The sequence below is a fragment of the Pontibacter sp. LHS2 genome (assembly GCF_058932845.1).
Map to the genome: position 1 here is coordinate 43,867 of NZ_JBZYWG010000002.1, position 24,696 is coordinate 68,562.

Consider the following 24,696-nt stretch of genomic DNA (forward strand, 5'->3'; position numbering starts at 1 on the left):
CTATATTGCATATTCAGACAGGTCCGACCGACCTGCTCTTGCTACCTGACTCGTGGAAGACAAAGAGATTTTAGAAAAATTCGCCGACCCTGACAGCCGTAATCTGGCCTTTAACCAGCTTATCCGGAAGTACCAGCAAAAGATCTACTGGCACATCCGGAAGATGGTGATTGACCACGACGACGCCGATGACCTCACGCAGGAGGTTTTCATCAAGGTGTGGAAGAATCTGGAGAATTTCCGGCAGGATGCGCAGCTTTATACCTGGCTCTACCGTATCGCCACCAACGAGTGTCTTACCTTCCTTTCGAGTAAGCGCAAAAAATTCTTTTTACCAATTAATGATGTAGCCGCAGAGCTCACCGAGAAGATCGATTCATCGCCGGACATTAGCGGGGACGAGATACAGCTCAAGTTGCAAAAAGCCCTGCTGAGACTGCCGGACAAGCAAAGACTGGTCTTCAACATGAAGTATTACGACGAGCTTAAGTACGAAGAAATCTCTGAGATTCTGGGTACATCCGTAGGCGCTTTAAAGGCATCTTATCACCACGCCGTAAAAAAAATTGAAGAATTTATTAAACAAGATTAAACTATAGAGCGCTACCGCTATCTAACTGATAAGTACATTGAATATGAAAAACGATTTTAAACTAAGCGACCTGCCCAAGCGCAACATCTACGAGGTACCGGAAAAGTACTTCGACAGGCTGCCTGCGCAGATCATGGAGCGCACCGCTGGCGCCGGGTATAGCCCTGCCCCCTGGTATGCCGCAGCCTGGAAGCCGCTCAAGTTGGCCATAGCCCCTCTACTTTTGTTATTGGTGGTTGGCGTCGTGTACTTCTCGCAACTGCGCCAGGAAAAAGAGGAAGCAGGCGTGGTACTGGCGACAGTAGGCGACGAGGCGATCATGGATTACCTGAGCACCTATGCTGTGCTCGAGAGCTCAGATTTTGCTGAGATGAGCTCGCTCTCAAACCCCGACATGACAGCAGAGTTTCTGAATGTGAGCCCAAAGGCTGCTGAAGAAGAACTCGAATACTACCAATTGAATACAATTGACTACTAAATCACACATGAAAAGATTGCCCTTTATTTTACTCTTATTTTGCGCAATCACGTTTGGCAGCACGACTGCCATGGCACAGTCGGGCCGCCCGATGGACAAGAACGTGGAAGCAGCCAAAGTGGCCTTTCTGACTGACAGGATGGAGTTGACTGCCGAACAGTCGCAGAAGTTCTGGCCACTTTACAACGAGTACGAAACCAAGCGCCGCGAACTGGTACGTTCCTACCGCAGTGGCTACCGCGAAGACGTGGACCAACTGAGTGATCAGGAGGCCAAAGCAAGACTGGACGGCATGTTCAGCACACGTGAAAAAGAACTGGAACTGGAAAAGGAATATGTTGCGCGCTACCAGCGTGTGCTGTCCTCAAACCAGATCATCAAACTCTATCGCAGTGAGCGTGAGTTTACAAAGCTTCTCCTTAAAAAACTGGAGGCCAACAACAAAGCACAGTAGTTTTTTTCGAATAGAGAATTATAGTGAGAACAGCAAAAGGACCTGGCATTTTGCCTTGTTTTTTTCACCAAAAAGCCCCTGCTATACCAATAGCAGGGGCTTTTGATTTTTCTGCCTTCCTGTTAGTAAGCTTCCAGCAAAAAGTTAATGTCGTCGGTTGGCTTAAACTCCATGGCTGGCTTCCCCTGCAAAAAGATGCGTGCTGAATGAGGTCCCAACAAGCTGATACGGTCTCCTTTTATTTGCAGCATACTGCCCTCACGCAAGCCTACTACGGGCTGTTGATTGTGCACATGAAATTCCTGTATGCGGGTCTCTCGTGTTTCGCCCATGTGCGTAGAGTCAGGCAGCGGGTCAAGGTAATGCGGATTGATGTTGAAAGGCACGAGCTGCAATGCGTCAAATGACTTCGGGAACACGATCGGCATGTCATTGGTGGTGCCAATCGTTTTGCCGGCTACGTTAGTGCCCGCGCTGGTGCCCATGTAGGGCATGCCCTGCTCGACACGCTTCTGCAATGGCTCGATTATTTTGTTGGCATAAAGCTGACGAAGCAGCAAAAACGTATTGCCTCCCCCTATAAACACTGCCTCTGCCTGCTCCACAGCCGCAACCGGATTCTCCGCTTCGTGTACGCCGCTTAACTGAACACCCATCGCTTCAAATGCTTCACGAGCTTTGGCTGTGTAGTCTTTATGGGAGATTCCTCCCGGACGAGCATAAGGTATAAACAGGATACTCTTACGGTCACCGAGCAATTCTTTTATCTCTTGCTGGCAGTGCTCCAGGTAGCCGGTACCATGGGTAGTAGAGGTACTTATTAACAGAATATTTTTCTTTGGTAAGGCTTTCTTCATTTGTATGTATTAAGAATGATACGGGTCGCGTATACCTGCAAAATTATCAATTTTCAGCAAACCTCAGCTTCCCTCCTTTTTATTGCTATACCTGCGCGGAAGGTAAATCTCACCAGCTTAACCTACTTAACTTTGTAGCAAGCCTCTCAGGTCTTCACTTTAAGCTTGATCGTTTCGAGGTAAGGGTCCAGGGAGGCTTTGTTGGTGAGTGCGCGCACAAGACCAATGGTTTTAAGATCATAGAGAAACCAGACCTCCACATAATAATTGTGAAACCAGTACAGATCAATTTTGCACCACCCGCGAATGATGTGATGTAAGTAACGCCCCTGCTCCAGTACCATGGTGGCTTGCTCCCGGGGCGAAAGCAAATTAAACTCGGCAATATTCAACATAAAAATCTACTCCATACTTTGGCAAAGAAAAAAGGCTGCCGGGGCAGCCTTTTGGTTAACGAAAATATCAGCGGTTTTGATATTAATTCAAATGAAGGGTGTATAATTCAAACCTGGTGGAGGCAAAGCTCCAGTGGGAAGAAGATGGATGGATCTCCACGCCGTCCTCATCCATAATTGTCACGGCAAAGCCGTCACCCTGGTTGAGGGGCTCGGTAAAGTGCTTCACAGGATACACTCTCCCTTCCTCTATCCACTCTTCCGGTTCAAAAGCCGGCAACGACGCATCGACACACTTTGCGAAGACAGCCATATAGCTTGGGGGAACAAATAAATTTACCATGTGTATGTAACGTTTTCAGAAAGATAAATAATTCCTGTCAATCAGGAAACATTGTATGCATTAAATTTAGTAGGTGTAATCACAAGTTATAACACAAAAAGTGTGCCTTTGTTAGGAGGTATTAACCGAACTATGGGCTGCCTGGTCATGGCAACATTTTGTCAGCAAAAGCAACCGCCCACCCCTCCTTAATGACAATTAGCCAAGCCAGTGCTGAATATACCAGCTAATTGTAGCCAATTGTGTCAACAGCCGTACTATTATATTCCGCCCGTAATCATTAGGAAATATAACATAGTGAATGCCTATGGAAACTACTAATCGTACCTCTTCCCACGATAGCAAGCATACCTTTGCGGTTGCACCGGGTGTTTGGGGACTCAAGACCGTATTTGTCAATCTGTATTTTGTGGCCACACCTGATGGCTCGTGGGTGCTTGTAGATGCCGGCGTGTATGGTGCCGCTGACAAGATCAGGAAGGCAGCTGACGAGCTGTTTGGTGGCAGTCGCCCCAAAGCCATTTTGCTCACGCACGGCCATTTTGACCACATCGGCGCCCTGAAGGAGCTGGCACAGGACTGGGACGTACCTGTTTATGCGCATCCGCTTGAGATGCCCTACCTGAATGGAAAATCATCTTACCCCCCACCAGACCCAAGTGTAGGCGGTGGCGGTATGGCTTACATGTCATTTCTGTACCCCAAAAAACCGATTGATGTACACCAGTACCTGGAATTGCTACCAACTGATGGCTCTGTTCCCGGTCTGCCAGATTGGCGCTGGATCCATACACCTGGCCACACAGCCGGTCACGTTTCTTTCTTCCGGGAGAGCGACCGTGTCTTGCTGGCAGGTGATGCCTTCATTACACGCGATGGGGAGTCTATGCTGGCGGTGATGACGCAGAAGCGGGGTGTGCATGGTCCGCCCAAGTACTATACCTCCGACTGGGGGTCGGCGCACCGCTCTGTAGAGAAACTGATGGAGCTCAGCCCAAGTATAGCCGCAACCGGCCACGGGCTACCGATGGAGGGAGCGCAGCTATCACGTCAGCTGGAAGGTCTGGTGAAAGATTTTTGGTCAATAGCGGTACCAGATCATGGGCGCTATGTGCATGAGCCTGCCATTGCCGATGAAGAGGGCGTGCTCTCAGTACCTCCGGCTACTGACAACACAATACCCAAAGTGATAGCAGCGACTGGTCTTGTTGCACTGGCTGGCATCGCCTTGGTTGCCTACGCCAGAAAATCCGGCAAAGGCAACAACCGTAGGCAGCATGACAAGGCGATGCGGGAGCGTCCTTTTTCGCACAACAGGCCACTACAGGGTATACCACCCACGGTGCCTGCGACCCTGGAGGAGGATGATCCGCATGCACACACCAACAATTACCCATAGACGGGAAAGGCCGGAAGCAAACACTTCCGGCCTTTCTTTTATACCTCTGATTTGAGTTATTTATTTTATTTTCCTCTACCGGAGCCGCTTTTCTTACCGCCCCCGTCTTGTTTGTTCACAGTTGCCCAGGCTCGCTTTTCGGCCTCCTCTTGGCTCACGCCTTTCTTTTCATAGCTTTCTTCGATGTGCTCTGCCTGGCGTTTCTGCTTATCTGTGTATGAAGATTTATCTCCTTGTGGCATCTTATCCTCCTTTTTTAAGTTCAACATTCTGCGCCGGATTTTACCTTCCGGCTTCACTCATTGTACGTATGGCGGGCAATTATGAATATGCATTATCTGCAGCTATTGTGGTTAATTCTCGTTATGAAAGAAAAAAAGCTATGGAACAGGTACAGTATAACTTCAAAGACAAGATTGCGCTCGTAACTGGCGGGACATCAGGTATAGGCCTAGCCACAGCCCAACTTTTGGTAGAGGCCGGTGCGCAGGTCATCGTGACCGGCCGCGACAAAGAACGTGGTGACGCCGCCCTGTCGGCACTGCCCTCATCTCCTCTACAGCCCATTTACTTACAAACCGACAACAGCAACAACGATACGATCTTTGCGCTCTTCCATGAAATACAAAACAGATTCGGACGATTGGATATAGCGGTGAACAATGCCGCTCAGGAGTCAGGTATAGGCAAGCCACTTCATGAATTTGAGCCACACGAATACGAAGATGCCATGGGCGCTAACCTTCGTGGGGTGTGGCTTTGCATGAAGCAGGAAATTAAGCTGATGCTCGAACAGAAACCAGCTGGAGGCGCTATAGTCAACGTGGCCAGCGTCAATGGTTTGGGTGGTGCCGCGATGGGCTCGCTGTACTCAGCAGCAAAAGCAGCCATTATCGCTCTGGCAAAATCCGCTGCTCAGGAAGTGGCTACCTCAAATATTCGGATCAATGTTCTTGCACCGGGCGCACACCGTACCCCCTTGCTGCAAAAGGCATTTGAGTCGCAAGTGAACGGGGACCAGGACAGGCTGCCTGAAATCGAGCAGATGTACCTCTCCTATATACCTCAAAAGAGAATAGCAGATCCTAAAGAAGCTGCAGCCACGATACTTTGGCTCTGCTCAGATGCGGCAAGTTATATAACAGGTCAAACCACAATTGTGGACGGAGGTATGAGTGCCATGCTGCGATAGCTGTAAAATTACCTAAATTGCGGCATGGTATCATTGAGACAGCTGTTTTTGCAGCACCAGGCACAGACAAGTGACTTTCCGCTGATGATTGAGGTGGAGAAGGCAGAGGGGATTTACATGTACGGCAGCGAAGGCCACCGTTATATTGACCTGATATCAGGTATAGGCGTGAGTAATGTGGGACATCGCCACCCGAGGGTAATTAAAGCTATACATGATCAGCTGGACAAGTACATGCACCTGATGGTCTACGGCGAGTTTGTGCAGGCGCCGCAAGTACAGCTAGCCCATGCTATCAGCAGCACTTTACCAGAACGTCTTAACAATACCTACCTGCTCAACTCTGGAGCCGAGGCTGTGGAAGGCGCTCTGAAATTGGCAAAACGTTACACCGGCCGTACCGAACTGATCTCTTGCTACAATGCCTACCACGGCTCTACACAAGGCGCACTTTCTATGAACGGCAGCGAAAGTTTTAAAAATGCTTTCCGTCCACTGCTACCTGACGTGCGTCATATTCACTACAATAGTGTTGAAGACCTCGAATTGATTACCGAGCGCACGGCAGCTGTGCTGATAGAAACAGTGCAGGGAGAGGCCGGTGTAAGAGTGCCGTCTAAAGATTATCTGAAGCAACTGCGGGAGCGCTGTACCCAAACCGGCACGTTGCTGATTCTGGACGAGATACAATGCGGTTTCGGCAGAACGGGCACCTTCTGGGCTTTTGAGCAATTTGGTATTGAGCCTGATATTCTGGTATGCGCCAAAGGGATGGGAGGCGGTATGCCAATCGGTGCCTTTATCTCATCACAAGAGATTATGGCCGTTTTCAAAACAGAGCCTATCCTGGGTCACTGCTCTACCTTTGGTGGTCATCCGGTGAGTTGCGCTGCTTCTCTTGCCACCCTACAGGTTATTCAGGAAGAGGACCTACTGGAAGGCGTAGCGCAAAAGGCAGAGCTCATCAAGCAGTTGCTGGTGCACCCCCGTATTAAAGAGATTCGCCACCAAGGCCTCATGATGGCAGCCGAGTTTGAGTCGTTTGAGGTACTGAAAGCCGTTATCGATAAGGCAATCCAAAATGGCGTGCTTACTGACTGGTTCCTGTTCTGTGATAACTCCATGCGCATTGCACCGCCACTGACCATCACCGAAGAGCAGATCCACGAAGCTTGTGAAATTATTCTGCGGTCAATTGATGAAGCATTGGCCTAGCTTTCTATACCTTATTGGTGTGCCTCCATACTTTCAAAATCAGGTATAGAATAAGCGAGCTGTAAATATTTTCTTCGGAGTGACTATCGGGAACGGCTTTGTAACGTAAAAGCCGTTGCTACCCCTTATATTGGGTGTATCTTCCCAATCGTCCTCTATGGAAATAGCTATTGTACTGACCTTGCTGGTGATAGCGGTTGTGCTGTTCGCAACCGAAAAGGTGTCCATCGAACTGGTCACGCTCCTCATGCTGATCATATTGGCCGGTTTACGCATCATCAGCCCCGATGAAGCTTTTGCCGGGTTCAGCAGCGACTTCATCATCATCATCGCCTCCATCTTTATATTGAGTGCCGCTCTCGAAGAAACGGGTATACTCGACTTTGCGGTGGTCAAGCTCGTGCGGCTGGCGCAGCAGAGCAACAACCTGATGCTCTTTACCATCATGCTCGTCACTGGGGTAGTTTCGGCCTTCATGAACAACACGACCGTGACGGCTATGTTCATTACGCCACTGGTAGGCCTCTCCAAAAGGATTAACATGAGCTCTTCCAAACTACTCATGCCCCTGGCATATGCGGCTATTCTGGGCGGTACCTGCACCCTGATCGGGACCTCTACCAACGTAGCGGTGAGCGGCTATATTGCCAAAGCAGGCTTGGAGCCGATCGGTTTATTTGAGATATCAGGTATAGGTTTTATCATTTTTGTGGTGGGTATCATCTATATGATGACCGTCGGGCAACGTATGTTACCAAGCCACGCCGATCAGGAACTGGCCGAGGAGTACAAGTTGCAGAAGTACGTGACGGAAGTGGTGGTATTACCTGACTCTCCGCTGGTTGGGCAGCTGGTTTTCGCCTCTGACCTCACAACACTTAACTTGCGCATGCTCAATGTCATCCGCGCCAAAGAGAACTTTTTGCCTGACTTTAGGACCCGTATCCGGCCCAATGACATTCTGCTGGTGGAAGGGGATGTAGATACCCTCATGAAGGTGAAGGAAACAAAAGGCCTCCAGATCATGGCAGATGCCCTCATCTCCGAAGACCTTGAAACAGAGAATATCCGGCTGGCGGAGATCATGATCACGCGGCAGTCTAACCTGATCAATCGCACGATTAAGGAATCAGAGTTTTTGCGGCGCTTTGGCTTAGTGGTATTGGCGGTATCACGGCATGGCGAAACGTTAAGGAGCAAGATTGGGAGTATCAGTCTGCGTATGGGTGACGTGTTGCTGGTGCAGGGTGCACCCGAGCGCTTTGAGCAGGTCCGAAACTCGAACCACATCGCTGTGCTCGACGAGTTTGAACCAGTGCTCTTCAAAAAGAAGAAAGGCCTGATCGTGATCATCAGCTTTGCACTGGCTATACTGGCAGGTACGCTGCAAGTGCTTCCGCTCTCTATCGCTTTCCTGTCAGCGGCTGTCGCGAGTATTTTGCTGCGGGCCATCAGTACCGAAAAAGCCTACAATGCCATTGACTGGCGCCTGCTCATCCTGATAGGTGGCATGACGGCCTTTGGGGCGGCAATGGAAAACTCCGGTGCGGCTGAATTTTTGGCAAAGGGAATTGTAGAGGTAATGGAGCCGATTGGTGGAAAGACAGGTATACTAGCGGGCTTCGTCATCCTGACGGTGCTTCTCACACAGCCCATGTCGAATGCGGCGGCAGCCCTGGTGGTGATACCTGTGGCCTTACGTGCTGCGATGGAGTTGGGAGCTGATCCGCGCGCCTTTGCCATTGCGATTATGCTAGGCGCTTCCGTGTCCCTGGTGACGCCCTTTGAGCCAGCTTGTATTCTGGTTTACAGCCCGGGCAAGTACCGCTTCTGGGACTTCATACGAATAGGCTCGCCCCTTACTTTACTGCTCATTATTGTGATTTTGGTACTGGTACCTGTCTTCTGGCCTATGTAAGGAGCTTTAGCGCAAACCGCTAAGCGCAACGATAACTATGGCAAAAAAAGCGGCAGACAGTCCCATGGCCAGGATCAGTTTTCCGGCTTGCATGGCTATAATTTTTTCGCCTCGGGGTAGCCACAAGTAGTTCAGGCTAGTATTGAGCAAGTATACCGTGATTGTCAGCAGAAAGCTGATAAACCAGAAGGAAAGGAAGCGTAAAATAAAATCTTCAGAAAGGAAAGTGGCCTCGTAGGAGATGAGGTGCAGTTCGTGCGCGAAAAAGAAGTAAGCCAGTAGCAGAAGTGCCAGCGCATAAGTTCCCAGTATGGCTCCGTTCCATACGCGCAGATTTTTCATGAGCTCAAATTTTAGTAATTCAGGAACGCCTGAGCATCCTGACGTATTTGTTCGCGGGAGAGCCCGTCTTTCACTCCAATGGAGATTTTGCGAACCAGCACCCCGACAATGGACTTCTTAAAACCGAGCCGTACAGCCATGTTGACACAGAACTCCATTTCATTTTCATCCACTATACCATCGGCCAGCATCATCTCTACCAAATCGTAGATCTGGTCAAAGCGCTCGGTATCGTTGGATGGCAACTGCGGTTTGATGGCTTGCACATTCGAAAGCAGGTCGCGCACATCACTGGATTTCAGCCCATGACGCTCACCGATAGCGATAATAAAATCCATCTCGGTCGGATCCACATGACCATCCGCCTTGGCGAGGGCACCAAGATTCGTGATGTGGCTTTTTAATTTTTTTTCTGCCTCGCTTTCAAAAAAACTAAACATACAGCTCCCTTTTGACTAGTTTATAATTTCGTAACAAATTAATAACGAATGCACTAAGTATTGCTATACTCAGGCAGCTAATTTTGCAGAAGCTAACTAAGAAACGCTTTACTCTTGTTTACAATCAACAGACGATCGTGCTATTACATACGGTTTTTGCTATCTTATTAGTTATGCTTTTGCATTCTTTTTTTATTTCCACTTAAATTAGCAAATGTATACCTTGCAGATTCAATTAAGCCGCAAGGTATACAGCGGCGATCAATCGAAAGAAGTCAGCACCTGGCTTCTACAGGGAACACATTTAACAGCAACTCTTTATGAAGAGGATTGGAGTATTTACATCAGGAGGCGACTCCCCGGGCATGAACGCATGCATCCGGGCTATCGTGCGCACAGCCGTTTACAACGGATTGGAAGTTTACGGCATCAGAAGAGGATACAACGGCATGATCAAAGGCGACATTTTCAAAATGGAGTCATTGACAGTAAGTAATATCATACAGAAAGGCGGCACGATACTGAAGTCGGCACGCAGCAAGGAGTTCACAACCAAAGAAGGGCGGCAGGCAGCTTACGAGCAACTGAAGGCACACGGCATTGAAGGCCTGGTAGCCATTGGCGGTGACGGTACTTTCACCGGGGCTAACATCTTCTACGAAGAGTTTGGCATCCCTACCATCGGAGCACCCGGCACCATTGACAACGACCTTTATGGCACCGACTACACTATTGGCTACGACACAGCCGTGAACACTGCCCTCGATGCCATCGACAAAATCCGTGACACGGCTGACAGCCACGAGCGGGTGTTCTTTGTGGAAGTGATGGGTCGTGACTCAGGCTATATCGCTATACCTTGTGCTATCGGCGGCGGTGCCGAGATCGTGATGATTCCGGAAACTGACACGTCCATTGATTATGTCATTGATCAGTTAAGGGCAGGCTGGAGACGTTCCAAGACTTCCTTTATCGTGATCGTGGCAGAGGGCGATGAAGAAGGAAGCGCGACCGAGATCGCTGCAAAGGTGTCCAGCATCATCCCGCAAATGGATGCGCGTGTAACGATACTTGGTCACGTGCAGCGTGGCGGTGCCCCTACCGCAGCCGACCGTATGCTGGCCAGCCAACTGGGCATTGCCTGCGTGGAAGGCCTCATGGCAGGACGCACGAATGAAATGGCCGGTATCATCAACAAAGAATTGGTGTATACCCCTTTCATCGAAACTATTACCAAGCAGAAACTGATTAACCCGAACTTCACCAAAATGGTGGATATCCTATCGGTATAAGATTATCAACTGACAGAAACAGCGAAGCCGGCTACCACAATAGCCGGCTTCGCTGTTTTTATACCTTGTCCTGCGCAGCTTCCCGCATTTGCTGACCGATAAAAGCCAGTAGCTCTTCCCACTGATCCGGATGAAACCAGGTATAGTCAGCGTGCTTATGAAACCAGGTAAGCTGTCGTTTGGCGTACCGCCGGCTGTTCCGTTTCAGGAGCCGTACTGCTTCTTCCCAATCGTAGTGACCGTCCAGGAAGTCGAATATCTCTTTGTAGCCTACTGTTTGCAAGGCATTGTGGCTACGGTATGGGTACAGCGCCTTTGCCTCCTCCAGCAGCCCCTGCGCTAACATCAGGTCCATGCGGCGATCGATGCGCTCGTAAAGTTCCTGCCGGTCGCGCGTCAGACCAATTTTGATGATATGAAAAGGCCGCTCCCGTGTACCCGCTTTCCGGAAAGTCGAGTAAGGTTGTCCACTTGAGAGGCATACTTCCAGTGCCCGTATAACACGCTGCGAATTGGCTTTATCTACCTGCTTATAATAGGCGGGGTCGAGTTGCTGCAACTGTGACAGCAAGGGCTGCAGTCCCTCCTGTTGTAAGCGGTTCGTTAGCTTCGCCCGAACAGTTGGGTCCGTCTCAGGCATTTCGTCCATGCCGTCGGTGACTGCCCGCACGTATAATCCTGATCCGCCTGTCAGGATCACTGACTGGTGTTGCCGAAAGAGCTGCCCGAGCAGGGTCAGTACATCCTGCTCGTAGGCTCCCGCATTGTACGTCTCCGTGATCGGGTGCGAATCCACAAAATGATGCCGTATACCTTGCTGCTCTTCCGGGCTTGGTTTGGCCGTGCCGATCGTCATCTCCTGGTAGAACTGGCGGGAATCCGCTGAAATGATTTCGGTACCAAAATGCTGCGCCAGACGCACGCACAGGTCTGTCTTGCCCACAGCAGTGGGACCTACTACCACTATCAAAAAACGGGATGCTTGAGCTGCAGACATGGGTGAGCGTAACAATATACTTCGTGAATATGCCACAAATTAACTCCCTTTCTTGTTATTCAGGAAGCAAAAGTGCCTTTGCTTTTGTTTTTTTATTAATTTATGGGTTTAAACGAGAACTGATCTACACCAGATGCCACTGATACCTAGCCGACAAACCATTGATAATCTGACAACACTGGCCGAAAACCTGCTGCAAGTGCTTAGCCAGCTACATCCGGCAGACCGCGCCTTGCTTGTTGCTTCTACTGCAGGAGAGCTGTTGGCTGCCAATTCAAAAGCCGAAACGATACTCCCCGTGGAGCCTGGCACAGCGCTAAGACCTCTGGCTGGTCTTGCTAATGAAAATGATTTTGCAGCCTTCAAGGTTTCTCTGACACAAACAGATAAAGTGTCAGGCGATATAAAGGATCAGCAAGGCAACCTCTATACCTTCCACTGTCAGCAGTTGCAGTTTCAGGGAGAGACGTTCCTGTGCTTCGAACTTCCGGATAGCGTGAAGGAAGATGCCGACGACGCCAGTTACCATAACCTGTTCGATGATAGTGCTGAGCCGCTCTTTATCCTGGATCGCGATGGTGTATTTATCGACATTAATCAGAGCGCCTCTGATCTGGTGCAATTGAACAAAGAGGATATTATTGGAAAGTCGCTCTTTAAGCAGTTTGAGCTCAACCTGTTCGAGCGTGTCGCTTTGCGCAACCAACTGCAGTTCACCTTAAAGGGGGAACCGCAGCGCTTTGAGTGGTGGCTTCGCGAAACAGATCAGGAGCTGATGCCGGTGGAGATCTCACTCAAAAAAGGGAATTTCAACGGCTCTACCGTGATCTTTGGTTCTGCCAAAAACCTTTACGAAGCGGTTGGCGCTGAGCGCAACGTGCGCTTCCGAAATCACCAGCTCGAGTTTGTCAATCACCTGATCACGAACCTGTCGGGTTCTGAGAGTCGTGAAGACGTGCTGCGCTATACCTTAAAGGAGTTGCTGGACAAGACCGATATTATAGGCGGAGCCGTTTACACGTATGATGCCGCCTCTGGCAGATTACTGCTTTCTCACGCTACAGGCGAAACACCTTCAGGCGACCTGCCTACGTTTATCACAATGCCGATTGCGCAGGCTGAGCAACTGATAGAGCCTGATCGCCGCGAAGCGCTTCAAGATACTATCCAGAAAATGGAGGAATTGCTGGGCCAGCACCTGACAGTGCTTCCGGTTAGCTCCGAAGCCGGCCTGACAGCCCTCCTGCTGATTTGGCCTGGAAATGACGCAAAAATAACGCAGTCCTTTACATCGCTGCTTGACTTCATCGGGGGTGCCATCGGCAACTACATCGCTAAGCATGACCTGCAGCTCAAGCTGTCCCATACCGAAAACAAGTACAAGATCATGTTCGAGTCTACCTACGACGCGATCATGCTCTTCCGCGATGGCATAGTAGTGGAGTGTAACGAAAAGGCACTGGAGTATTTCCGCTGTAACCGGGAGGACCTGATAGGCAAGTCCCCGACAGATTATTCGCCGGAGTATCAGCCTGATGGTATGCGGTCGACTGAGAAGACCACCATGCTGATCGATCAGCTGATGGCAAGCGGAAAGCCAATCACTGTGGAATGGAAAAATATCCGCAAAGACGGCACCACCATGGACACCGAGCTGAACCTGAACCGGGTGATGATCGATGGCAAGTACCACATACTGGTGTTTAAGCGTGATATCACCCAGCGCAAGCAGGTCCAGAATTCCAAGCGCCGTGAGGAGATTGCGCGGGAGTCCATGTCCCATTTCCGCAGCTTCCTGGAGAAAGTAAACCTGATTTACTACAGCCTCGATAAAAACGGCAACATCGCCTACGCCAATGATTACTTCCTGACTTATGTGGAGTATTCACGCGAAGAGCTCATCGGGCAGAATTTCTACGAATTGCTGGTGCCTGAGCCAGACCGTGAGACACGCTTTACTGATTTCAAACGATCAATCGAAACCAGGCAGTTGAACTCCTACTACGAGCGTGACCTAATCACCAAGTCAGGCCAGGTGAAGACTGTGCGTTGGAACTGCATGTTTGAGTACGGCCCGGAGGGTGACCTGATTGGCCTGACCAGTGTGGGCAAGGACATGACGGACAAGCGCATTGCCATGGAGGCCCTCAAAGACAACAAGATCCGTCTGCAGGACCTCTTCGACAATGCCCATGACCTGATCCAGAATATTTCGGTCGACAACAAGTTCATCTTCGTGAACAAGGCCTGGAAAGACCGCCTGGGCTATACCGACCACGATATTGAATCGCTCACGCTCAACGATATTGTGCACCCGTACTACAAAGCCAAGCTGATCTATCAGTTGCGCAACCTGTACAAGGGCGAGAACGTGAACAAGATGGAAACCGTGTTCCTGACCAAGGCCGGAAAGCCGGTGCACCTGATCGGTTCCATTACGTGCAGCTGGCAAGACGGACGTCCGGTGGCGACACGCGCCATCCTGCACGATATTACCGACCGCATCAAGGCCGAGCGCCTGCAGAAGGTATATTACAGTATCGCTAACCTGGCCATCAGCAGCAAGGACCTTAACTCGCTCTACTCAGCTATACACCGTGAACTGAGCAAGATCATCGAGACACGCAATATTTACATTGCCCTCTGCGACGATGATCACCGTCACCTGCACTTTGCCTACCTGGTCGACCAGTTTGTAGACAAGTCCTCTAAAACGCAGATGCGCCGGCAGTTTTCACACGGTCTGTCAGAGTATATCATCGATACGGGCAAGCCGCTGTACATGCAGAAAGCGGAGTTGCTGGACCTGGCCAAAGAGCAGGACATTACCATACACGGTGCTATACCTGAAGTGATCCTTTGCTCTCCGCTGGCCATCGGCGACCGCATTATCGGGGTGATCACGCTGCAGGATTATCAGGACCCGAATGCCTATGTGCATACTGACATTGAGATTCTGCACTTTATCTCAAATCAGGTGGCACTCGCCATCGAGCGAAAGCGCAACGAAGAGCAGATCAACAACCAGAACGCACGCCTCAATGCCATATTTGAATCCGGAACCCACCACATGTGGTCCCTCAACCGTGACTTTGAGCTTACTTCTTTCAACAAAAACTTTGCGACCGCCTTTTTTAACCGCAGCGGCCAGGAACTGGAACTTTATACCAGGCTGAACGACGATAATGTGGTGAACTTCCATGAAAACTCCTTTGAGTTCTGGCAAGAAAAGTATGTGCTGGCATTTAAGGGACAGCCGCAGCACTTTGAGATACACCTGCACAATCCGGAAAGCTGGCGTGAGGTTTACCTGAACCCGATCTACCTGGAGGATGGTAGCTTTGAGGAGATCTCAGGTATAGCGCTCGACATCACCGACAAGAAGCGCTCACAGCTGGCACTCGCCCAAAGTGAGGTGAAGTTCCGTAGCATTTTCGAATCCTTCCAGGACGTGTACTACCGCACCACAATGGGCGGCGCCTTTGAACTGGTCAGCCCATCTATCTATAACTTATTGGGTTATAATGAAGACGAGGTGCAGCGCATATCATCCGAGCATCTGTATGCCAATGTCGCCGACCGCTCGTTGGTTAAAGAGCGGGTACTGGAGCAGGAAAGCATTCGTGACTTTGAAATAGAGATGATCTGCAAGGATGGCTCTACTAAAACCGTGTTGCTTGATGCCCGTCTGACGTATGACCAGGAAGGAAATCCGGCAGGTATGGAAGGTGTGCTGCGTGACGTTTCGGAACTGAAGCGCACACAGGTTGCCCTGCTCAAAGCAAAAGAAGAAGCCGAAAACCTGCTCAAGGTGAAAACACAGTTCCTGGCCAACATGAGCCACGAGCTGCGCACACCGATGAACGGCATTATCGGTATGATCGACCTTCTGAGCCAGATCGTAAACGACGAGGAGCAGAAAGAGTACATCGATACGCTGCGCAAATCCTCGGATGCACTGCTCGCGATCCTGAATGACATTCTGGACTTATCTAAAATGCAGGCAGGCAAGCTGGTGCTGCACGAAAGTGGCATGGACGTGCACGACACGCTCAACAAGATACACTCACTCTTCGCGAACCGTGCCCAACAGAAAGATCTGAACTTTACCTATACTGTAACACCTGAAACACCACGCTACGTGCTCACCGACGAGACGCGTTTCCTGCAGGTATTATCCAACCTTACTTCCAATGCCATCAAGTTTACCAATGAGGGTGAAGTAAGCATACACGTGGACGCAGAGCCTGTAAAAAAAGGACAGGAGTATATTCTGAAGGTGCGCGTGAAAGACTCAGGTATAGGTATAACAGAAGGCGATCAGAAGCTTCTTTTCACCGACTTTACGCAGCTTGACAACTCATCCACCAAAACCTTTGGCGGTACAGGCCTTGGTCTGGCCATCTCGAAACAACTTACTCACTTATTGGGTGGAGATATAGGTGTAGAGTCTAAGCCTAATGACGGAAGTACTTTCTGGTTTACCATAAAAGTGAAGAAAGCCAACAGTGAGGAGGTGGAAGCACAACTCCAGCGTATGCAGCTGCAGAACGCAGAGGCTGAGGTATTGGACTTTTCGCCTTATGTGCTGCTGGTGGATGACAACCAGATCAACCAGAAAGTGGCCTTCAAGCTGCTGGAGCGTCTGGGTTGCCGAACTGATGTTGCCTCAAACGGATACGAAGCCATCGACAGAGCCCTTAACAACGGTTATGACATGGTGTTCATGGACATCCAGATGCCAGAGATGGACGGCGTGACAGCCACAACCATTATCAAAGAAAAACTGGGCAAGGACTGTCCGCCTGTAGTAGCTATGACCGCTTACTCCATGCGCGAAGACGCAGAGAAGTTTATGAGCCAGGGAATGGACGATTACATTTCGAAGCCAGTCAAGAGCTCTGACCTCTACAAAGTGATCATGAAGTGGCACGAACAGAGCTGGAAACGGAGCACCGGCGGGATGACTACTACGATAGCTGAGGAGTCCGAAGTCGAGGCAGTACCTGTGATTGACCTGTCCATAACAGAGCAGCTCATAGAAATTGGCGGAGTGGAGTTTGCCCATCAATTGTATGTGGAATTTGAGCAGGAAGCCGGCGAATTGCTGGAGGAGGCCAAAAAAGAGATGGATGCACAACAATACAAAAGTATTTTAAGTACATTGCATCAGCTTAAGGGCACCGGCTTTACACTTGGTATCAACCAGGTGGCCGAGCTAGCCAAAATCCTGGAGCACGATATTAAACACGACCAGTACGATAACGTAGATGATAACTTTACGAAACTGCTGGCCCAATACGAAAACTACCGCAAAACTTATAAAGAGATCATTATATAGTTTATTAATCCCATGGCAGAAAACAAGACCATCCTGATTGCAGAAGACAGTTCTGTGATCCTGAACCTGACTAAGAAAATCCTAGAGCTTCAGAACTACAAAATCCTGACTGCCAAGAACGGCAGCGAAGTGATCAAGCAAGTGGAAAACAACAAGATCGACGCTATCCTGATGGACCTGAACATTCCGATCAAAAACGGTATGGAGTGCTCTAAGGAAATTCGCGCGCACAAAGACGAGCAGATCTCCAACATTCCGATCATTGCGGTAACAGGCAACGCCAACAACTATACCATGGAAGACTTCAAGGAGGTGGGCATCAATGAGTACCTGCCAAAGCCACTTGATTTTGACATGCTGGTACAGACTGTAAAGAAGCACACCGGAGAGTTGTAAATGGAGCTAAAGTACACGCGGCCATTTTTAAATAAGCTGGAGGATATTTTTGCGGAGTCGGATTTTGTACTGCGCTACGAGAAGGGGAATTTTAAAGCGGGTTATTGTGTGCTCAAAGACATGAAGGTAGCTGTCGTGAACAAGTACTTCAGTCTTGAGGGAAAGATCAATTGCCTTTACGACATTCTGAGAACCATTACGGTGGATGAAAGCCTGCTGACCGAAAAGAACCGCCAGCTTTATCAGCTCATCCGCAACCAGGAAAGAACCAATTGAAAGTAACGCTTTTAGGCACGGGCACTTCGCAGGGCGTACCGGTAATCGGTTGCTCCTGCGAAGTGTGCCGTTCTGTTGATTACAGGGATAAGCGCCTGCGGGTCTCGGTACATTTGCAGGTAGCGGGTAAGAGCATCATCATCGACTCCGGTCCCGACTTTCGCCAGCAGGTGCTGCGCGAACGTATCCGTACGCTCGATGCCCTGGTCTTTACCCACGAGCACAAAGACCACACTGCTGGCCTCGACGACATCCGTGCCTACAACTTCTCACAGCACAAAGACATGCCCCTTTATGGTGAGCAGCGTGTGTTGGAACAGCTTAAGCGGGAATTTGCCTACATCTTTTCAGGTATACAGTACCCCGGCATCCCTCGTGTGGAGTTAAACCCGATTACGGAGGAGCCTTTTGAGGTAGAAGGGATTAAGTTTACCCCTATCCGGGTGAAGCACTATAAGCTGCCCGTGTTTGGCTACCGTGTAGGTGACTTCACGTACATTACAGATGCCAATTACATTTCGGAAGCAGAGAAGGAAAAAGTACGTGGCTCAAAGGTAATCGTGCTCAACGCCCTGCGCCAGGAGCCGCATATTTCGCACTTTTCTCTTCAGGAAGCAATCGACTTGCTTGAGGACCTGCAACCCGAGCGCGCCTACCTGACCCATATCAGTCACCTGCTGGGCCTTCACCGCGAAGTAGAGCTTACCCTCCCCGACTTTATCCGACTCGGTTACGACGGTTTGCAGCTGGAAGTATAGACTTTAGCTTACTAAAAGGCTATAGCTTATCCGGCATGTATTTTCCTGTGGACTTTCCCCTTAGTCAAACAATCTCTTGCCTTAATTTAACCCATGCACCAGAACTATTACTTTTTAAAGCAACTTTCTGAGCAGCTTCGTAGTCAGCTGGTGGGGATGGAAGTGATTACTTGCTTTAGTCAGAATAAAGATGAACTGGTGATAGGTCTGGCTGATGGGGAGCGTGAATTGTATATCCGCGCTATGCTCACGGCTCATTTTGCTTCACTTTCTTTTCCAACTGAGTTTAAGCGTGCCAAGGCTAATACAGTTAATCTGTTCGGGGAGCTTTTGGGACAAACCGTGCAGGATGTGGTGCAACATTTGAATGAGCGCAGCTTTTACCTGAAGTTGAGCAGTGGCTATACCTTGCTGTTCAAACTTTTCGGTAACCGCTCTAACATTGTGTTGTATCAGGGGAAAGAACCACTCAAACTGTTTCACAAGAAATTTGGAGCCGATCTGGAGCTGGATCCGATGCAGATGGACAGGCCCATCCGCCAAAATTTTGAAGCCTTTGCAGCAGCTGATGGCAATCTCCGCCAGGTATATCCGACTTTTGGTGATCTGCCTGCCTTATACCTGGAGCAACAAGGGTATAGCAAGCTCGCACTAGAGGAGAAATGGGAACTGGTGCAGGCCATGCTCGAGCAACTTGAAGCACCTGAGGCCTATTATCTGATCAGGTTGAACGGCAAGTTGCGGCTTTCATTACTCCAGTTGGGCGAGGTGGTGCAGGTATACGATAATCCGATGGAAGCCCTGAATGGCTTTACGAGGAGCTACCTGAGCGAGACTGGTTTTGAGCGGCTCTATGAACAGACGCAGCAACAACTCCTTAAGAAGCAACGTGCCACGCAGGCGATACTGGAGCAGACAGAGGCCCGACTGCACGAATTGCGTCACGGACGCTCCTACTCCCAGATTGCCGACATCATCATGGCCAACCTGACCAATATTCCGCCCCGCTCCACTGAAGTAGAGCTTTACGACTTCTATACAGACCGCCAGCGCAAGTTCAAACTCAAGGCCAACGAAACACCCCAGAAACAAGCCGAGCGCCTATACCGCAAAGCCAAGAAACAGCACGTCGAGATTAGTCAGCAGGAAGAAAGACAGGAGCGCAAACTTGAGGAAGCCATCATGCTGGAAGATGCGCTGCAAGCTTTGGAAGAAGTAAAGACTTACAAGGCACTTAAGCCGTACCTGAAAGAGTACAGTCACTTGCTCACCACCAAGCAGCAAGCCCAGCAAGAAGCGCCTTTCCGTCTGTTCGAAACCGAGGGCTATAAGATATTGGTGGGTAAGAGTGCTCAGAATAATGACCTGCTCACGCAACGCCATACCTACAAAGAGGACATCTGGCTGCATGCCAAAGACGTGTCGGGTTCGCATGTGGTGATCAAGCACCAGGCCGGTAAAACAGTACCTACCACCGTGCTCGAAAAAGCCGCGCAACTGGCAGCCTATTACAGCAAACGTAAAAGCGATTCACTCTGCCCTGTGCTCTACACTCCTAAAAAGTGGGTGCGCAAGCCCAAAGGCGCCCCTGCCGGAGCAGTAGTAGTGGAAAGGGAACAGGTGATGCTGGTGAAGCCAGAGAACCCGTTTGAGCGGAAGGTATAAGTTAGGATCAGGATTTGAGGTCCTTCTCCCATTTTGATTTGCAAGAATTTGTGCACGATTAACCCACCCCTGCCCCTCCCAAGAGGGGATCATGATACTACCAATTGACAGGTGTAGCTGCGTTGTTTATGTGCACGCTTGTCATCCCCCTGCCCCCTTCGAAGGGGGACTCTTATGCCATTGTCAATTCACAAGTTTAAGCCTTGTAATTAAACTACTTACCACTGGCAGGTATAGCAAGACTAACTTGCACATTAGCTACGAAGTAGATCACTTGAGCCAGGTGCACTTTGCGACGCTCCACTGTCTGAGCGGTCAGCGAGTTTGGAGCGTCTTGACTTTTTTGCCTACTGGGGGTAGGGGCCCTCGATTTTTGTCTTGACACAAAAAGTAGGTGCCCGCCGCACAGGCGAAACTATAGAACAAGGCAGGTCGCTATCCCTGCAACAACAGTACCTATAAAACTACTTGCCAGCTGCACAGGAGAAGATATAAAACAATTTACTAGCTAAACCATATACCTAGGCCAGAGGCCCCACCATAATAGACACGAGCGTAGACGCTCGCGCCATATTACTTCCCTATTAGCTAAGCCATAAAGCTAGCTTAGTCAAACTAAACCCAACAAAAAAGCCCTGTCCAGTTATGAACAGAGCTTTTAGAGTGCGCGCGGGGAGATTCGAACTCCCACACCCGAAGGCACCACCCCCTCAAGATGGCGTGTCTACCAATTTCACCACGTGCGCAGGTAAAGAGGTTTGCAAAAGTATACTGCAGAATTGAGAATTGCAACAACCAAGCCACGTCAAAGGCATTTTTTTAACACAGGACAAGCTTCCCGATCATTGCTTCTTGTCTATACCTCAAACAGTCAGACCGATAGCTATTGCGGCAAGGTATAGCGCATGCCCAGGAAAAATCGACGGCCCTGCATCGGTGCATAATTATACTCCGTGTCAAAGCTATAGCCATACGGATTATTCACTCCAACTTGCCGGTCAAACGGGTCGAATGGTCGCATCAGGGGATGTTTGGGCATAAAGTTCAGTAGGTTCTTCACGCCACCGTATAGCTCCAGCCCCTCTCCCATCGTTTTGGTGGCTTGCAGGTTTTGCAAACTGAACCAAGGGGACTTCTCCGGCCTAAAGTCATTTTCCTGTACCGGTAAGTACATGGGACCTTTAACACTGCCTGTGTAATCTAGCGTAAGGCCGAGCTGTTTGAACTGATAAGATGCCGTGAAAGTACCTGAAAACCGGGGTGCGTGTAACTGCGGAATGCGCTCCCGCTGCCCCTCCCCTGTATTCTCCACCTGGTACACATCCATTAACGTGATACCTGTGTGCAGCCGCAGCGGGAAAGTAAAGGCTAACTCCGTGTTCAAGGCAACACCTTTAGAGATGGCGTGTCCGCTCAGGTTATCGTAAATAATTTGCGTATTGTTGGTCAGGAAGTCAGCGATGATCTTATTGGTGAAATAGGTATAGAAAATCGCTCCCTCCAGGTTCAGAAAACCGCTGCCAAGCGGGATGTAGCGCTGGTAGTTGAGGTTGGCATTGTATGACTGCTCTGGCTTCAGTTCATTCCGGATGACGACTTCGCGGGCGCCAGTGAGAGCAGCGTGATCTTCGGTGAAGAGGTTGACCACCCGGTAGCCGTTACCCAAACTCAATCGAAAGGTATTGTCTTCGTTTGGTCCCCAGCGCATGCTCAGACGAGGAGAAAAGATGCCTCCATGTGCTGAGTGATAGTCGTAGCGCAAACCTGAAAGCAATGTAAATTGATCAGAAGCCTTGTATTCGTGTTGAGCGAAGGCTCCCGGCAGTGAGGTCTGATCCGGATGGTTCTCAGTCTCTACTCCTTCTCCCTGCTGCGTGGCGGGTGTATCGTCATCGTACCAGGTATAGCGGTAGGTGCCGCCCAACAACAGCTTCTGCTTAGCTCCTATATTCTGATCCCATACCAGCTGCCCAAAACCTACACGCTGACGCCCTTTATAAATTGTCTCGCCGTATGCGGCATCCTGCTGATGATCGTTGTAGGAAAAGCTGAATAAAATGTTTTCAGGCACGGGCAGTTGGTAGCTTCCCAGTACTTCGTAGCGACTTGTATACACGGACTCTCCGTATACCTGGTCGCCGCCTCTGTGCTTCGGTTGCCACTGCATCTCCCCTCCAAAGCGGTCTTCATAATAATAGCGGGCTGCCAGGTTGGCGACACGATTTTGACTACGGTTCAGGCTCCACTTGTTGAAGATAGAAAAACGGTGCTGCAGTGGAATATCCGTAAAGTTATCCCGGTTCACATCCCGCCTGTCATCAAATCGAAAATAGTTAGTGCTTAACATGGTCGATGCCTTGTTCCAGCGCTTGCTAAAGCCGATGTCAGCATTCAACTCCCGATGTGAGGTATAGAACAGGTCGGCAGAAAGACGGGGTGCTGAGGCAGGACTTTTAGTGATGATGTTGATAAGTCCCGCCACCGCTTCAGAGCCATACAAGGTAGAGGCCGGCCCTTTTACTACTTCAACCCGCTCAATCAAACTGTTAGGTATACCACTTAGGCCATAGACCGTAGACAGGGCGCTCACGATCGGCATGCCATCAATCAACACCATGGTATAGGCACCTTCCATGCCGTTGATATGGATGTCGCCCGTGCCGCAGACGCTGCAGTTGATCTGAGGCTGCACCCCATTCACGATTTCGAGTGCTTCAAAAATAGCCGGGGTCGGATTCTTCTGAAAATATTTAGGGGTATAGATTTCCACAGGCACAGGTGATTCAAGCAGATAGGTTTCGCGCATGGTACCTGATACCACTACTTCTCGCAGACGAGCATCCTGTGGCTGAAGGACCACTTTGACAACACTTTCTTCGCCTGCCTTTACATCAACTGTCAGTTCCTGGGCTCTATAACCGATTGCAGATACACTCAGCTTTTGTATACCTGTTGGTACCTGCGCTAATTCAAAATAACCTTGTTCATCAGCGGTAGTCCCTATGCTACTTCCTACCAGACCAATGCTGGCATATGCAGCAGGTGAATCTCCTGTCATTGCCCATCCCTTCACTTTACCGCTTTGCGCAGATACCAGGAAGGGGATTATCAAAATCAAATAGACGAGGTATAGACTCTTCATTTTTATCACTTAAGCTTACTTTGATTACTACGAGACAAACTTAAACAAAAGTTTAGATTTATGTATTTAAAATTTTAGACTAATCTAAAAACATTAAACATAATTGATTGTTCAGGCATTGAGATATTGGCAAAGTTTTGGCACTGAATGATTTGCACAAGAGGCACTAAAAAATTCATAAACATTTCGGAAGTGCAGAAACCTTATGCATAGATAACAATGTTGCTTTAGCATAGTAGCGCATAAGATTTTAGGGATGCCGTTGGCATTGAGCTTAAGTTTCGCGCATAATGTTTGGACTATTTCGGGGGTATAACTAAATTTATACCTTTATTAAGAATAGTTATATTACTATATTTAGCCAGGGGAAGAATATGAGCATCGAGATAAAAGGACTATCTAAGGCGTATGGCAACAAACATGTGTTGCAGGCGCTTGACCTGACCATAGAACAAGGACAATGTTACTGTCTGCTCGGCAAAAACGGTGTCGGCAAAAGTACTTTCCTGAACAGCATTCTCGATCTCATCAAGCCAGACGATGGCACCATATCTCTTTATGGCAAAGACTATCTTACCAATTCTCTTGAAGTGAAGCAGGACTTGGGCGCCCTTTGCGAAGACAATCCCCTGATCGAAGAGTTTACAGGTATAGAGTACCTTAACTTCGTGGCAAAACTATACAAGCTGCCCGAAGAAGAGGCGCAGCAGCGAATCACGAGCCTGACTAATTACTTTTTCTCGGAGCGTGAGTCGCTGAACAAGAACATAGCGGGCTATTCTACCGGCATGAAAAAGAAAGTGGGCATTGTAGCTGCCATACTGCACAAGCCACGTGTGCTTATCCTCGATGAACCATTTACGGGCCTAGACCCAATCGCTGCCCAGCTGCTTGTGAAACTGATCCGTAACTACAGCACACCAAATCGCGTGGTGCTTATTTCGTCGCACGACCTCAACTATGTAGAACGCGTGGCCACACACATCGGGGTTCTTAATGACGGACAGTTGATGTACAATGGTTCGGTGCAAGAATTTACCATGAACGGTGAGGCCCTGATCGACCAAGCCCTCTTCCAGTTGCTGCTTCCGCATCACACTACCACAGATGCTGACATGGACTGGATGTTGAATTAGTTTTAGAGTTTTAGAGTTTAGGAGTTTGAGATTAAAGTGCACTCCTAAACACCCCAACTCTCAAACTC

Annotated in this window: 22 protein-coding genes and 1 tRNA gene; 14 read left to right on the forward strand and 9 right to left on the reverse strand. The window is 49.4% G+C overall.

Annotated features, from left to right (window positions below):
* The first annotated feature begins 52 nt into the window (after nucleotides 1-52).
* Genes AC5FX6_RS08845 through AC5FX6_RS08855 form a run of 3 tightly spaced genes read left to right on the forward strand, consistent with a single transcriptional unit; the run spans nucleotide 53 to nucleotide 1,524 of the window.
* Entirely contained in the window at nucleotides 53-592 is a 540-nt protein-coding gene (locus AC5FX6_RS08845) for an RNA polymerase sigma factor (RefSeq protein ID WP_493596688.1), read from the forward strand.
* A gap of 43 nt (nucleotides 593-635) precedes the next feature.
* Nucleotides 636-1,070: a hypothetical protein gene (locus tag AC5FX6_RS08850; RefSeq protein ID WP_493596689.1), complete on the forward strand. Its 435-nt coding sequence runs from the start codon at nucleotides 636-638 to the stop codon at nucleotides 1,068-1,070.
* Between the two features lie 7 nt (nucleotides 1,071-1,077).
* Nucleotides 1,078-1,524, forward strand: a complete 447-nt coding sequence (locus tag AC5FX6_RS08855) for a hypothetical protein (protein ID WP_493596690.1) — start codon at nucleotides 1,078-1,080, stop codon at nucleotides 1,522-1,524.
* Between the two features lie 122 nt (nucleotides 1,525-1,646).
* Here the strand turns inward: AC5FX6_RS08855 and pepE are convergent, their stop codons facing one another.
* The 3 genes from pepE to AC5FX6_RS08870 all read right to left on the reverse strand — a co-directional run bounded on the left by pepE (nucleotide 1,647) and on the right by AC5FX6_RS08870 (nucleotide 3,119).
* Nucleotides 1,647-2,381, reverse strand: a complete 735-nt coding sequence (gene pepE / locus AC5FX6_RS08860; RefSeq protein ID WP_493596691.1) for a dipeptidase PepE — start codon at nucleotides 2,379-2,381, stop codon at nucleotides 1,647-1,649.
* A 146-nt stretch (nucleotides 2,382-2,527) separates the two neighbouring features.
* Nucleotides 2,528-2,776, reverse strand: coding sequence for a hypothetical protein (locus AC5FX6_RS08865; protein WP_493596692.1), 249 nt, complete (start codon nucleotides 2,774-2,776; stop codon nucleotides 2,528-2,530).
* An 82-nt stretch (nucleotides 2,777-2,858) separates the two neighbouring features.
* Nucleotides 2,859-3,119 carry a hypothetical protein gene (locus AC5FX6_RS08870; RefSeq protein ID WP_493596693.1) on the reverse strand — a complete coding sequence of 87 codons (261 nt, stop codon included), beginning with the start codon at nucleotides 3,117-3,119 and terminating at the stop codon, nucleotides 2,859-2,861.
* A gap of 307 nt (nucleotides 3,120-3,426) precedes the next feature.
* Between AC5FX6_RS08870 and AC5FX6_RS08875 the strand changes: the two genes are divergently transcribed.
* Nucleotides 3,427-4,518, forward strand: a complete 1,092-nt coding sequence (locus AC5FX6_RS08875) for an MBL fold metallo-hydrolase (RefSeq protein ID WP_493596694.1) — start codon at nucleotides 3,427-3,429, stop codon at nucleotides 4,516-4,518.
* A gap of 65 nt (nucleotides 4,519-4,583) precedes the next feature.
* Here AC5FX6_RS08875 and AC5FX6_RS08880 read toward each other — a convergent pair whose 3' ends face one another.
* The gene (locus AC5FX6_RS08880; RefSeq protein WP_493596695.1) at nucleotides 4,584-4,787 is read right to left on the reverse strand and encodes a hypothetical protein; all 204 of its coding nucleotides are present in this window, start codon (nucleotides 4,785-4,787) and stop codon (nucleotides 4,584-4,586) included.
* A 113-nt stretch (nucleotides 4,788-4,900) separates the two neighbouring features.
* On the opposite strand from AC5FX6_RS08880, the gene AC5FX6_RS08885 reads away from it, so the two are divergent.
* The 3 genes from AC5FX6_RS08885 (at nucleotide 4,901) to AC5FX6_RS08895 (ending at nucleotide 8,843) form a co-directional block, all read left to right on the forward strand.
* A complete protein-coding gene (locus tag AC5FX6_RS08885) occupies nucleotides 4,901-5,710 on the forward strand; it encodes an SDR family NAD(P)-dependent oxidoreductase (RefSeq protein WP_493596696.1) in 810 nt (269 codons plus the stop codon).
* A 24-nt stretch (nucleotides 5,711-5,734) separates the two neighbouring features.
* A complete protein-coding gene (locus tag AC5FX6_RS08890; protein WP_493596697.1) occupies nucleotides 5,735-6,925 on the forward strand; it encodes an aspartate aminotransferase family protein in 1,191 nt (396 codons plus the stop codon).
* Between the two features lie 157 nt (nucleotides 6,926-7,082).
* The gene (locus AC5FX6_RS08895) at nucleotides 7,083-8,843 is read left to right on the forward strand and encodes an SLC13 family permease (protein ID WP_493596698.1); all 1,761 of its coding nucleotides are present in this window, start codon (nucleotides 7,083-7,085) and stop codon (nucleotides 8,841-8,843) included.
* A gap of 6 nt (nucleotides 8,844-8,849) precedes the next feature.
* Here the strand turns inward: AC5FX6_RS08895 and AC5FX6_RS08900 are convergent, their stop codons facing one another.
* Together AC5FX6_RS08900 and AC5FX6_RS08905 are read right to left on the reverse strand one after the other, a co-directional pair.
* Entirely contained in the window at nucleotides 8,850-9,185 is a 336-nt protein-coding gene (locus tag AC5FX6_RS08900; RefSeq protein WP_493596699.1) for a hypothetical protein, read from the reverse strand.
* An 11-nt stretch (nucleotides 9,186-9,196) separates the two neighbouring features.
* Entirely contained in the window at nucleotides 9,197-9,625 is a 429-nt protein-coding gene (locus AC5FX6_RS08905) for a tellurite resistance TerB family protein (protein ID WP_493596700.1), read from the reverse strand.
* A 320-nt stretch (nucleotides 9,626-9,945) separates the two neighbouring features.
* Between AC5FX6_RS08905 and pfkA the strand changes: the two genes are divergently transcribed.
* The gene (pfkA, locus tag AC5FX6_RS08910; RefSeq protein ID WP_493596701.1) at nucleotides 9,946-10,917 is read left to right on the forward strand and encodes a 6-phosphofructokinase; all 972 of its coding nucleotides are present in this window, start codon (nucleotides 9,946-9,948) and stop codon (nucleotides 10,915-10,917) included.
* 58 nt (nucleotides 10,918-10,975) lie between these two features.
* On the opposite strand, the gene miaA is transcribed toward pfkA, so the two are convergent.
* A complete protein-coding gene (gene miaA, locus AC5FX6_RS08915) occupies nucleotides 10,976-11,914 on the reverse strand; it encodes a tRNA (adenosine(37)-N6)-dimethylallyltransferase MiaA (protein ID WP_493596702.1) in 939 nt (312 codons plus the stop codon).
* 133 nt (nucleotides 11,915-12,047) lie between these two features.
* Between miaA and AC5FX6_RS08920 the strand changes: the two genes are divergently transcribed.
* From AC5FX6_RS08920 to AC5FX6_RS08940, 5 genes are all read left to right on the forward strand, one after another.
* Nucleotides 12,048-17,255 (forward strand): PAS domain S-box protein, encoded by a 5,208-nt coding sequence (locus AC5FX6_RS08920; protein WP_493596703.1) that lies wholly within the window; start codon nucleotides 12,048-12,050, stop codon nucleotides 17,253-17,255.
* Between the two features lie 12 nt (nucleotides 17,256-17,267).
* Complete coding sequence (locus AC5FX6_RS08925) at nucleotides 17,268-17,651, forward strand: response regulator (protein ID WP_303413475.1); 384 nt, start codon at nucleotides 17,268-17,270, stop codon at nucleotides 17,649-17,651.
* A complete protein-coding gene (locus AC5FX6_RS08930; RefSeq protein ID WP_493596704.1) occupies nucleotides 17,652-17,927 on the forward strand; it encodes a hypothetical protein in 276 nt (91 codons plus the stop codon).
* Nucleotides 17,924-18,685, forward strand: a complete 762-nt coding sequence (locus AC5FX6_RS08935; protein ID WP_493596705.1) for an MBL fold metallo-hydrolase — start codon at nucleotides 17,924-17,926, stop codon at nucleotides 18,683-18,685. Before AC5FX6_RS08930 ends, AC5FX6_RS08935 begins: the two co-directional genes overlap by 4 nt.
* Nucleotides 18,686-18,778: 93 nt before the next feature.
* Nucleotides 18,779-20,350 carry an NFACT RNA binding domain-containing protein gene (locus AC5FX6_RS08940; RefSeq protein WP_493596706.1) on the forward strand — a complete coding sequence of 524 codons (1,572 nt, stop codon included), beginning with the start codon at nucleotides 18,779-18,781 and terminating at the stop codon, nucleotides 20,348-20,350.
* Between the two features lie 664 nt (nucleotides 20,351-21,014).
* Here AC5FX6_RS08940 and AC5FX6_RS08945 read toward each other — a convergent pair.
* Both AC5FX6_RS08945 and AC5FX6_RS08950 read right to left on the reverse strand, forming a co-directional pair.
* Nucleotides 21,015-21,096, reverse strand: a tRNA-Leu gene (locus tag AC5FX6_RS08945).
* 137 nt (nucleotides 21,097-21,233) lie between these two features.
* On the reverse strand, nucleotides 21,234-23,492 hold the full coding sequence (locus AC5FX6_RS08950) for a TonB-dependent receptor (protein ID WP_493596707.1): 2,259 nt from the start codon (nucleotides 23,490-23,492) through the stop codon (nucleotides 21,234-21,236).
* A 374-nt stretch (nucleotides 23,493-23,866) separates the two neighbouring features.
* Here AC5FX6_RS08950 and AC5FX6_RS08955 point away from each other — a divergent pair, with 374 nt between their 5' ends.
* Nucleotides 23,867-24,628, forward strand: coding sequence for an ABC transporter ATP-binding protein (locus AC5FX6_RS08955; protein WP_493596708.1), 762 nt, complete (start codon nucleotides 23,867-23,869; stop codon nucleotides 24,626-24,628).
* Nucleotides 24,629-24,696 lie beyond the last annotated feature (68 nt).